This window comes from Psychrobacter coccoides, from assembly GCF_017498085.1.
GTDB classification, from domain to species: domain Bacteria; phylum Pseudomonadota; class Gammaproteobacteria; order Pseudomonadales; family Moraxellaceae; genus Psychrobacter; species Psychrobacter coccoides.
This window is the reverse complement of the sequence record NZ_JAGBKM010000037.1, coordinates 1-10603: the sequence shown is the minus strand read 5'-3', so window position 1 is coordinate 10603 and position 10603 is coordinate 1. Positions and strand designations below refer to the sequence as shown.

The 10603-nt window shown below is 45.5% G+C and carries 9 protein-coding genes and 4 tRNA genes; 11 read left to right on the top strand and 2 right to left on the bottom strand.

Annotated features, from left to right (window positions below; genetic code table 11):
- Positions 1 to 57 precede the first annotated feature (57 nt).
- Positions 58 to 411, top strand: coding sequence for an IS630 transposase-related protein (locus J3492_RS12730; protein WP_207988742.1), 354 nt, complete (start codon positions 58 to 60; stop codon positions 409 to 411).
- On the top strand, positions 395 to 904 hold the full coding sequence (locus tag J3492_RS12725) for an IS630 family transposase (RefSeq protein WP_207992402.1): 510 nt from the start codon (positions 395 to 397) through the stop codon (positions 902 to 904). Before J3492_RS12730 ends, J3492_RS12725 begins: the two co-directional genes overlap by 17 nt.
- Here J3492_RS12725 and J3492_RS12720 read toward each other — a convergent pair whose 3' ends face one another.
- A complete protein-coding gene (locus J3492_RS12720) occupies positions 905 to 1129 on the bottom strand; it encodes a hypothetical protein (protein WP_207992401.1) in 225 nt (74 codons plus the stop codon).
- Positions 1130 to 1158: 29 nt separating this feature from the next.
- Positions 1159 to 2514 (bottom strand): MBL fold metallo-hydrolase, encoded by a 1356-nt coding sequence (locus J3492_RS12715; RefSeq protein ID WP_207992400.1) that lies wholly within the window; start codon positions 2512 to 2514, stop codon positions 1159 to 1161.
- A 270-nt stretch (positions 2515 to 2784) separates the two neighbouring features.
- Between J3492_RS12715 and J3492_RS12710 the strand changes: the two genes are divergently transcribed.
- The 9 genes from J3492_RS12710 to tuf all read left to right on the top strand — a co-directional run bounded on the left by J3492_RS12710 (position 2785) and on the right by tuf (position 10530).
- Positions 2785 to 4395, top strand: coding sequence for a peptide chain release factor 3 (locus tag J3492_RS12710; RefSeq protein ID WP_207992399.1), 1611 nt, complete (start codon positions 2785 to 2787; stop codon positions 4393 to 4395).
- A 155-nt stretch (positions 4396 to 4550) separates the two neighbouring features.
- On the top strand, positions 4551 to 5435 hold the full coding sequence (locus J3492_RS12705) for an RsiV family protein (protein ID WP_243453257.1): 885 nt from the start codon (positions 4551 to 4553) through the stop codon (positions 5433 to 5435).
- A 24-nt stretch (positions 5436 to 5459) separates the two neighbouring features.
- Complete coding sequence (locus tag J3492_RS12700) at positions 5460 to 6455, top strand: FHA domain-containing protein (protein ID WP_207992398.1); 996 nt, start codon at positions 5460 to 5462, stop codon at positions 6453 to 6455.
- Positions 6456 to 6604: 149 nt separating this feature from the next.
- Positions 6605 to 8101: an anthranilate synthase component I family protein gene (locus J3492_RS12695; protein ID WP_207992397.1), complete on the top strand. Its 1497-nt coding sequence runs from the start codon at positions 6605 to 6607 to the stop codon at positions 8099 to 8101.
- Between the two features lie 200 nt (positions 8102 to 8301).
- Positions 8302 to 8377: transfer RNA gene (locus J3492_RS12690), tRNA-Thr, on the top strand.
- A gap of 67 nt (positions 8378 to 8444) precedes the next feature.
- Positions 8445 to 8528, top strand: a tRNA-Tyr gene (locus tag J3492_RS12685).
- Between the two features lie 57 nt (positions 8529 to 8585).
- A tRNA-Gly gene (locus J3492_RS12680) sits at positions 8586 to 8659 on the top strand.
- Between the two features lie 138 nt (positions 8660 to 8797).
- Positions 8798 to 8872, top strand: a tRNA-Thr gene (locus tag J3492_RS12675).
- Positions 8873 to 9339: 467 nt separating this feature from the next.
- Complete coding sequence (tuf, locus tag J3492_RS12670; RefSeq protein ID WP_207991668.1) at positions 9340 to 10530, top strand: elongation factor Tu; 1191 nt, start codon at positions 9340 to 9342, stop codon at positions 10528 to 10530.
- Positions 10531 to 10603: the final 73 nt, after the last annotated feature.

Here is a 10603-nt window from a genome sequence, read left to right as displayed (position 1 = left end):
AGTTCTTTTTAAATAAGATACAATCGTTTTAAAGCAAGCGAAATAGCAGAAGAACAAATGACCTATTCAGCAGATTTTCGAGCACAAGTGATTAAAAGTGTCAAAAACAAAGACATGAGTATCCGTCAGGCTTGTACTTTCTATAATGTTAGCAAAACCGCATTACAGCGCTGGCTGAGAAACCCAAGTATCAAACAAACTCGAGATAAATCACCAACTAAAATACCGAATGAAGCACTCTTAAAAGACGTTGAACAATATCCAGACGATTATCTGTACGAGCGAGCTAGGCGATTCAACTGTAGTAAGACCGGCATGCACACTGCTTTAAAACGTCTAGGTATCAGTCAAAAAAAAGACCTTAGAGCATCCAAAAGCCTGCCTGATAAAAAGAGTGGCTTATCAGAGTAAACTTGATCGCTTTACGCAGCAAGGCTATCCCATTATCTATATGGATGAAAGCGGCTTTGAGCACGAGACCATCCGCTCTCATGGCTATGCACCGATTGGTACACCCTGTATCGACAGCTACAACTGGCAAGCAAAAAAGAGAACTAACGTCATCGGTGCTCTTTATAACAAGATGCTGTTTGCGCTTGATTACTTTGAACAGAATATCAATAGCAATATATTTTATGACTGGTGTAAGATCACACTTATTCCAAGTCTCAAGACTAAATGCGTGATCGTTATGGATAACGCTAGGTTTCATAAAAGCAGACGTATCCAAAAACTGCTCAACAGACATGGTCATCGCATTCTATGGCTGCCACCCTATAGCCCTGATCTTAACCCCATTGAGAAAAAATGGGCACAAGCAAAGTTTCTACGCCAAGGCTGGATGGAGAATAATCTGCCTAAACTGTTTCATGATATGGGCTGTATTTCTTTTGTAGTGAACTGACTATACAAGGCTTTCGCCGTCACGGCCTCTAGGAGGGTCAGTTTGTGCGGGTTGTGTGCTTGGATCATCAGGGGTTTCGCCACGCTCTTCAGCATCAAAGATCGTACGAGCATCCGCCTGAGTGAAGCGCAGCTCACTACGTGATATCACCCAAATCAGCACAACCAAGGCTACAAGTGATACAGCAAAGCTGACTAAGACAAGGGTTCCGATTGTAAATACCAAGATATACTCCCTAAGCGCTTTATTACTTATTATTTATCATGAGCTTGTTGCCAAGCGCTGATACCACCAAGATAAATATCAAGGTTTTCAAACCCCTGACTTGCCAGCCATCCTGCTGCGACTGTCGCACGCTCGCCACTGGCACACATTAGGGTATAGTGACGCTCTTTATCCAGCTTGCGCCAAGCTTCATTAAGGTGACCGACATAGATATGTTCTGAATTTTCAATGCTATTGTTTGCACGCTCATCGTCATCACGCACATCAAGCAGTGTCCAGTTGTCTTTGTCAGCGTCAAGTCGCAACGCAACTTCGGTCGTTTCAATCATTGGCATTTGCGTTATGTGCTCGCCTTGCTTGGCAGCAGCAACGATGCCGACATAGCCGCCTACGATATCGTCAAAGGCGATGCGTATCAGATGCTCCATAGCTTCGCTAAGCTCCTGCTCATCGGATGCAATCAGCGCCAAACGTTCGCCTTCAGCGATAAACCAGCCAGCAAAAGCAGAGATCATATCCACTGGCAAGCTCATCGAGCCGGGCAGATGACCTGATGCATAGGCCATAGGATCACGGATATCAATGACATGATCGGGGTTGCAGTCTTTTAATTCATCAAGTGATAGATTGCGTGGGCGCATCACTCGTGGGGCAGCCTCTCCGCCCTCCATATTCAGACGCTCCATCAGCTTGAAGTAGGGCGGCTGATAGTGGTTTTCACTGATTTTTACCTCGATGAACTCATCACGAGATTTGATTTGTAGGCGTGGATTGTTCAAGCGCTCATGGCCTACTGAAGAAAACTCACGCTTGGCCATGCCTGAGCCGCACACTGAGCCTGCACCGTGGGCAGGATAGATCATGGCCTGATCTCCTAATGCGAGGATTTTTTGTAGCGAATCAAAGAGCAGCCCTGCGACTTCTTTTAATCTATCGGGATAAAAGTCAGTACGTCCCACGTCGCCGACGAATAAGGCATCGCCAGTAAAGACGCCGACCGCCTTGTCAGGATAGGCGGTATCATATAAGGCATAAGCCAAATGATCATCAGTGTGGCCGGGTGTCTCAAGCACTTGAAGCTCTAGTTGACCGATGGCAAAGCAGTCACCTTCGTGCGCCGTTTGTGCATAGACGATAGGTTTTTCTGGATTAGGGCCATGCACCACTTTAGCACCTGTCATCTCTGCTAAAATGGGTGCACCAGACACTAAATCCTCATTGCGATGGGTTTCGAAAATATGGGTAATCTTTAGCCCTGCTGCACGGGCTTTTTCTATATAAGTCTCACAGTCACGGCGTGGGTCTATGACCGCAGCCTGATCGCCTGACCCTACTAAATAAGAGAGGTGTGACAGTCCAGGCGTCTTAATTTTTTCGAGCAGCATAATGGTTTCCTTATGTTATCCAATCCTTGGCTTTTTTATCTTGAATCTTAATCTTTCTATATTGTAAGGAAGGGTATCAAAGAACGGGTTTGGTTACCGTACGGTCTTATATATTATAAGTAGGTAGATTGTTTGAGATTGGTAGTTAACTCAGACAAAAATGGCATCTTTATCGCAAATCGGCTACAATATCGGCACCAAATTTCACCTCTGTTTTTACCATCTTCTATTCTTCTTTTTTTTGCAAAACCTAACGATAAGTTATTCACTATGAGCGTAGACCCCAAAAAACTAAGCAAAGAGGTTGCCAAACGTCGCACCTTTGCCATCATCTCGCATCCTGATGCTGGTAAGACCACCATGACCGAAAAGCTGCTCTTATGGGGTCAAGCCATTCAGGTCGCAGGCGAAGTCAAAGGACGCAAAACCGATCGCCATGCGACCTCTGACTGGATGAGTATGGAGCAGGAGCGTGGCATCTCTATCACCACCTCAGTGATGCAGTTTCCGTATCAAGACCATATCGTCAATCTACTCGATACCCCGGGTCACGCTGACTTCTCTGAAGACACCTATCGAACTTTGACAGCGGTTGATAGTGCCTTGATGATGGTCGATGGTGCCAAAGGCGTCGAGGAGCGTACCATCAAGCTGATGGAAGTATGTCGTATGCGTGATACGCCGATCATCTCTTTTGTCAATAAGCTCGATCGTCAAATCCGTGATCCGCTTGAGCTGCTGAGCGAAATCGAAGACGTGCTCAAGATTAAGTGTATTCCCGTGACTTGGCCTATCGGAATGGGACAAGACTTTGTCGGTGTCTACCACCTCAGCGAAAACAAAACTTACCTATACGAAAAAGGTCATGGCGGCGAGGTTACCGTGGCAGAAACTCGTGAAGGCTATGATTACCCAGATATACGCGAGCGTTTGGGCAAGTTGATGTTTGATTCCTTTGAAGAGTCGCTTGAGCTGGTACAAATGGCGCTTGAGGACTTTGCTGTCGATGAGTTCTTAAAAGGTGAGATGACGCCTGTTTTGTTTGGCACAGCGCTTGGCAACTTTGGGGTCAATATGGTGCTCGATACTTTGGTAAAGTACTCACCACCACCCGAAGCACACCCTGCTCATGAGCGTGAAGTGGCAGCGACCGAAACCAGTTTTAGCGGGTTTGTCTTTAAAATTCAGGCCAATATGGATCCACGCCATCGTGATCGTATTGCGTTTTTGCGAGTGTGCTCTGGCAAGTACGAAAAAGGCATGAAGATGAAGCATGTCCGTCTGGGTAAAGACGTGCGTATTGCCGATGCGTTGACCTTTTTGGCAGGCGACCGTGAAGCGCTCGAAGAAGCCTATCCAGGGGATATTATCGGTCTGCATAATCACGGCACCATCTCTATCGGTGACAGCTTTACCGAAGGCGAGGCGCTAAACTTTAAGGGTATTCCACATTTTGCCCCAGAGCTGTTTCGCCGGGTGGTGCTCAAAGACCCACTCAAATCTAAAGCCCTACAAAAAGGCCTGCAGCAGCTCTCTGAGGAGGGGGCCACGCAAGTCTTTATGCCACAGATTAATAATGATTTGATCTTAGGTGCAGTCGGGGTGCTACAGTTTGAGGTAGTGGCGCACCGTCTAAAAGAAGAGTACAAGGTGCAATGCACTTTTGAGCCGGTTTCTATCGCTACCGTACGCTGGATTCATTGTGATGATGAAGCCGTGCTGGCCAAGTTTAAGAAAAGAGCACACGATCAGTTGTCAATTGATGGAGGGGGTTATTTGACTTATCTTGCACCGAGCCGAGTCAATTTACAGCTGATGCAAGAGCGCTATCCTGAAGTGACGTTTAGCAACACTCGTGAAAGCAATACGCAGGAGCTGTAAAGGTTTGTAGAATTGGTTGAAATATTCATCTATTAAGAGACACGCTTGCCGTGTCTTTTTTTGTTGCTATATAAAAACAGTGTTTCAACAATACTACCCAATAGTTACGGTAGAATAGACGAAAACATAACATTCGTTTGCCACGGGAGCAGCTAATGGCTCAATTGCCGTCTTCTAACTTATCAGGTTTTGTCTCAGCTGAATGGCAGCAGCATTTGTCTGTGTCACACATGCCATTTAAGCCCTTGGCCTCTTCAATGATAGCTATGATTAGTGCTGTAGTATTGAGTGTGATGACCGTGACTGCGAATGCTAACAGCCTGATTCACGATACCAGCTATCTGCAGTATGAACTACCTTCAACCATACAAGAGCGCTGTCATACACGCCAAAACTGTCCAAAGATTGAATTACAATATCTGAATAGCAATCAGGATTGGATAAATGAGATAACTAACGCTCGTATAAACAGTGTGGTGTTAGATAATGTGATGACTGAGACCGCCACTTCTGACCACACTGATAAGCACGACGTCAAGACAGCCTTAGATCGTTTTGCGTCGTCACAGTTCAATGATTTGCCAAAGGACAGTGTGTTTGTATATAGTTTGACGGCAGAGCCTCGTTATCTCGGTCATATTGATGACTATGAGCTGTTTGAAATCAATGCTTATACATTTACTGGCGGTGCGCATGGAATGCCTTATAGTGAATACTTAATATTTGATCAACGCACCAAAAGACACGTGCAATTGGTAGATATACTGCGCTATGGTGTCAAAACTCGCTTTAGAGCGTTGGCTTATGATGCCTATAAAGACTGGGTTAAAACGGTAGCCGAAGACCCTGAGCGTTATGAAAAAAGCTGGCCATTTACGCTGAGTGACGACGTAACCTTGACGGATAAAGGGCTAGATATACGTTATCAGCATTATGCCATTGGCCCATATGCCTATGGTATGCCAGTACTGAGTATCCCCTATGACAAGCTGCAGGGTATTATAAAGCCGCAGTTCTTTCCTAAATCTAAAAAGCAGTAATTATAAATAATAAGGAGTAATCGCATGACAAACAAACCAGATGAACCAGCAGAAAAAGAAGTGACAACGTGGCAGCTTAATGCATTAACAGAAGCCTTGGGCGACCTGACTTTGACCGTGAGTGACAGTCTAACCATCGGTAGAGGCAGTGATAATGATGTGGTGCTAGGCAGCAAGCAGGTCTCTCGTAATCATGCGGTATTAAATGTACTAAACGGTGAGCTATATATTAAAGACCTAGGCTCATCGAATGGAACATTTATTAATGATGAGCGTATCGAAGCTGACAAGTCAAAACACATCACAGTAGATGACAAAGTCGGTTTTGCAAGCTTTAACTTTCAGGTCAATATCCCGCTTACTGGTGTCGATTCTCAGCAGCCAGCGTCCAGCACAGTGGATGAAAGCAGTACGGATATAGCGGAAACAGAGCCTGTGGTTGAAACACCGGCAGTGGAAGAGCCTGTGGTGGAAGAGCCTGTGGCTGAAGAGGCGGCAGTTAACAAGCCGATAATTGAAAGCACTGAAGCACAAGAACCCGTGGTGAAGCAGACTGGTGTTGCAGAAGTGTTGCCTGATGAGCCAGAACCAGTAGCTGAAGCAGCTGAGCCCGTTGTGGCACCTGTTACGACTGAGAAGACAGAAACCGTCACACCGACACCTACACCCGAAGTCAAAAAAGATCAGGATGCCGTGTTGGCAACCGAAGAAGCCACCGTTCAGCAGCCTACCGTCAGTTCAGAGCAAGACAAAACCACCACCACACCTCTGCAAGAAGAGGCCGATCCTGACGTCCTTCGTGCCAAACAAGCTGCGACCGCACAGCTTTCAGGGACAGCCAATCTAGGACAACCTCGTGATATTGGTACCGAAGGTAATAATGCGTTAGATCAAGCGATTAATAATCCTGCTAACGCTGGCAATGCCCCAAAAAAATCAAGCGGCAGTTGGTTCATATGGGTGTTTATCGCCATCATTATCATTGGTCTAGCGCTCTGGCTGTTTAATATGGGTAGCTAGCCCAAACCAGCTGTTCATACGATGCTATCTGCTTATGCCTGCCAGTTTTGTTATACTGGCAGGCCTGTTGTTTTGTCGCCTTTTTCTTTGTTTATACTGTTTGTGCTCATATTGTTTGTGCTTATATTGCGCTAAGAGACCCTTTAACTATGATGACTTTCGAAGATTACAAAACCTTTAAAGCCCAAGGTTTTAGCCATGCCCCTCTGATTAAAAAGCGTCTTATGGATGCACAGACGCCAGTGTCAGTGTTTTCAAAAGTACGTGACTTAAGTGGCTCGGCATACTTGTTTGAATCCGTAGTTGGCGGTGAGCGTTGGGCACGGTATTCAATGATTGGTCTGGGTAGTGATCTGATCTTGCAGTATACAGACGGTATGATGACCACCAAAAAAGACGATCATATTGATGTTAATGCCGTTGATGATCCTTTTGATTACCTTCGTAATCTTATGGCTGAATATAAGATGCCGACGGCGGCTGATATCAAGTCACTGCCTAGTTTTAGTGGGGGGTTAGTGGGCTATTTCGGTTATGATATGGTACGAGTCATTGAGCCTAGTGTCGGACTATCTGATGCGCCCAATACGATGACGCTGCCTGATATGTGGTTGATGCTATCTATGAGTGTGATAGTTTTTGATCGCTTAGAGAATACCTTATCGATTATTGTGTATGCTGATTGTCATGACGAAGATGGATATGGGGCGGCTATTCGTGAGCTTGAAAGAATAGAGGATAAGCTCGCTGAGATGCCAGATCTAAGCGCACCCATTATGCCCACACCCAAGTTTAAGTCGCAGACAGGGCAAGAAAAATACTGCGCCGATGTAGAGAAGATTAAAGACTACATCCTCGCAGGAGATGTGATGCAGGTGGTGCCGGCACAGCGTCTGACGGCGGACTATACTGGTGATTCGTTGGCAGTATATCGAGCGCTGCGCTTTTTAAACCCATCGCCATATCTGTTCTTGGTTCATGGTTATACATTAGATGACCACAAGCGTTTCGATATTATAGGCGCATCGCCTGAGATATTATCACGTATTGAAGATGGCAAAGTCACGGTACGGCCGTTGGCGGGCACACGTGTGCGAGGCCGAGATGAGGCCGAGGATTTGGCGCTTGAGCAAGAGTTACTTGCGGACAAAAAAGAAATCGCTGAACATTTGATGCTAATCGATTTGGGCCGCAACGATATTGGCCGTGTGTGTGAATACGGTAGTGTGAAAGTCACCGAAAAGATGTTTATTGAGCGCTATTCGCAAGTGATGCATATCGCCTCAAACGTCGAAGGTAAAATATCGGCTGATAAAGATGCTTTGGATGTCTTTTGTGCCACTTTCCCAGCGGGCACGCTCTCTGGTGCGCCCAAAATCCGAGCCATGCAGATTATTGATGAAGTTGAACCTGTACGTCGTACCGTCTTTGGTGGCTCGGTGGGCTATCTGGGCTGGCATGGCAACATGGATACCGCTATCGCCATTCGTACAGCAGTAATGCGCCGTGGTAAGATACATATTCAAGCAGGTGCCGGAGTGGTTGCTGACTCTGTGCCAGAAGCGGAATGGGAGGAAACCAACAAAAAAGCATTGGCTCTGGTCAAAGCAGTAAAAATGGCTTGTGATGGTTTACGGATACGCTAAGTAGCCCAATTAAGACCCAAAAAAACGATAAGCAGTTTAGAGGATAAGACGAAAGACAAAAAAAGCACAGATTGTATGAAAAAAATTAGCAATATAATCAAGTGTTTATGTTTTTTTATCAAAATAGAAGTAAAAAAACCAAAAAAGGGCTTGCGTCTGTCAAAATATTTGATAGAATAGCCACCACTTTGAAGAGATAAGCCGACTTAGCTCAGTTGGTAGAGCAACTGACTTGTAATCAGTAGGTCGCCAGTTCGATTCCGGCAGTCGGCACCATTTCTTTTTAAAGTCGCTTTTTATAAACTTACTTTGTATTAAAGTTATTTTATTCAAAGCACCCTAAGGTGGGATTGGGGAGCGGTCAAACCCAACAGACTGTAAATCTGTCGCGAAAGCTTCGAAGGTTCGAATCCTTCTCCCACCACCATATTTTTACAGCGCCAAGCATACTCTAGTCCTAATGTAGGTTTAAAATAGAGTTATTGCGGGTGTGGTATAATGGTAACACCTCAGCCTTCCAAGCTGATGACGCGGGTTCGATTCCCGCCACCCGCTCCATATATGTGGCATCGACTGCAAATCATTATTGAATAAGATACTGAATAACTCATCACGACAACCAATTGTATTATGTGGTTTCGTGATATTTTATTTAGTATAAACCTACAGCTTATTGTCTGTAGTTATTAAAAATATGCTCATATAGCTCAGCGGTAGAGCACTCCCTTGGTAAGGGAGAGGTCTCGAGTTCAATTCTCGATATGAGCTCCATTTATTGTTCGATGATGTTATCAAGACGTGGTAGATAAGCTGTTTAACGATGTTAGACCTCAATATCAAACACTAAACTGATAACTCTTGTGTTTATCACAAGTATTGAACAACAAGATAGAGTTTTGGCCGATGTTGAATGATATGATACAAACTCGGCAAGTAACAATTCAAAGGTGACACCGAGGTGTTGCCTTTTAGTGCTGTCAGTTTATTGATGTTTGTCACATCGCTTAATAACGATATGGCTATATAAATGCTTTTTTATTAAATATTTTTATTAAGCAATAGATTGAAAGTAATCGGCACTGCACCTATATAGTTAAGTTAATAAATAAAGTATTGAGATATTAAGTAGTTTCACCCTAGCGTCAACGGTTTGATGGTTTTAATTCTGTCATAAGCCGTCAAACAGCTATTCACTGATCTTTGATTGATAAAGATTCATTAATAAAGAGGAAATACCCATGGCAAAGGCCAAGTTTGAACGCAACAAGCCCCACGTCAACGTCGGCACCATCGGACACGTTGACCACGGTAAAACCACCCTAACAGCCGCTATCGCAACCGTAGCAGCCAAAGCCTCAGGCGGCGAAGCCAAAGACTACGCAGCCATTGACTCAGCGCCTGAAGAAAAAGCACGTGGCATCACCATCAACACCTCACACGTAGAGTATGACACCGAAACCCGTCACTACGCCCACGTTGACTGCCCAGGTCACGCCGACTACGTCAAAAACATGATCACTGGTGCCGCTCAGATGGACGGCGCAATCTTAGTCGTATCAGCCACTGACGGCCCAATGCCACAAACCCGTGAGCACATCCTGCTATCACGTCAGGTTGGCGTACCCTACATCATCGTCTTCATGAACAAATGTGACCTAGTAGACGACGAAGAGTTGCTAGAGCTCGTAGAAATGGAAGTACGTGAACTTCTAAACGACTACGACTTCCCAGGTGACGACACCCCAATCATGAAAGGTAGTGCCACCCAAGCCCTAAAAGGCGACGACGGCAAATACGGCGAACCAGCAGTTCTAGAACTACTAGAAACCCTAGACACCTACATCCCAGAGCCAGAGCGTGACGTCGACAAAGCATTCCTAATGCCAATCGAAGACGTCTTCTCAATCTCAGGTCGTGGTACCGTTGTTACCGGCCGTGTTGAATCAGGTATCGTACGCGTTGGCGACGAAATCGAAATCGTCGGTATCCGTGACACCCAAAAAACCACCTGTACTGGTGTTGAGATGTTCCGTAAGCTTCTAGACGAAGGTCGTGCTGGTGAAAACTGTGGCGTACTACTACGTGGTACCAAGCGTGAAGACGTCCAACGTGGCCAAGTACTAGCGAAGCCAGGTTCAATCACCCCGCACACCAACTTCGACGCCGAAGTATACGTACTATCGAAAGAAGAAGGTGGTCGTCACACGCCATTCCTAAACGGCTATCGTCCACAGTTCTACTTCCGTACCACTGACGTGACTGGCGCAATCCAGCTACAAGACGGTACTGAAATGGTTATGCCAGGCGACAACGTTGAGATGAGCGTAGAGCTTATCCACCCAATCGCTATGGATAAAGGCCTACGTTTCGCTATCCGTGAAGGTGGCCGTACTGTAGGTGCTGGTGTGGTAGCTAACGTTAAAAACTAAATGATACTCAGCGTAAGCTGATGAAGGTATTGATTAGTGAAAAGCCATCCTTTATAGGGTGGCTTTTTTTTGG

Bases quoted from the DNA above. Each gene is read 5' to 3' on its own strand.
- J3492_RS12730 (WP_207988742.1), top strand. From the start codon at position 58: ATGACCTATTCAGCAGATTTTCGAGCACAAGTGATTAAAAGTGTCAAA.
- J3492_RS12715 (WP_207992400.1), bottom strand. From the start codon at position 2,514: ATGCTGCTCGAAAAAATTAAGACGCCTGGACTGTCACACCTCTCTTAT.
- J3492_RS12710 (WP_207992399.1), top strand. From the start codon at position 2,785: ATGAGCGTAGACCCCAAAAAACTAAGCAAAGAGGTTGCCAAACGTCGC.
- J3492_RS12705 (WP_243453257.1), top strand. From the start codon at position 4,551: ATGGCTCAATTGCCGTCTTCTAACTTATCAGGTTTTGTCTCAGCTGAA.
- J3492_RS12700 (WP_207992398.1), top strand. From the start codon at position 5,460: ATGACAAACAAACCAGATGAACCAGCAGAAAAAGAAGTGACAACGTGG.
- J3492_RS12695 (WP_207992397.1), top strand. From the start codon at position 6,605: ATGATGACTTTCGAAGATTACAAAACCTTTAAAGCCCAAGGTTTTAGC.
- tuf (WP_207991668.1), top strand. From the start codon at position 9,340: ATGGCAAAGGCCAAGTTTGAACGCAACAAGCCCCACGTCAACGTCGGC.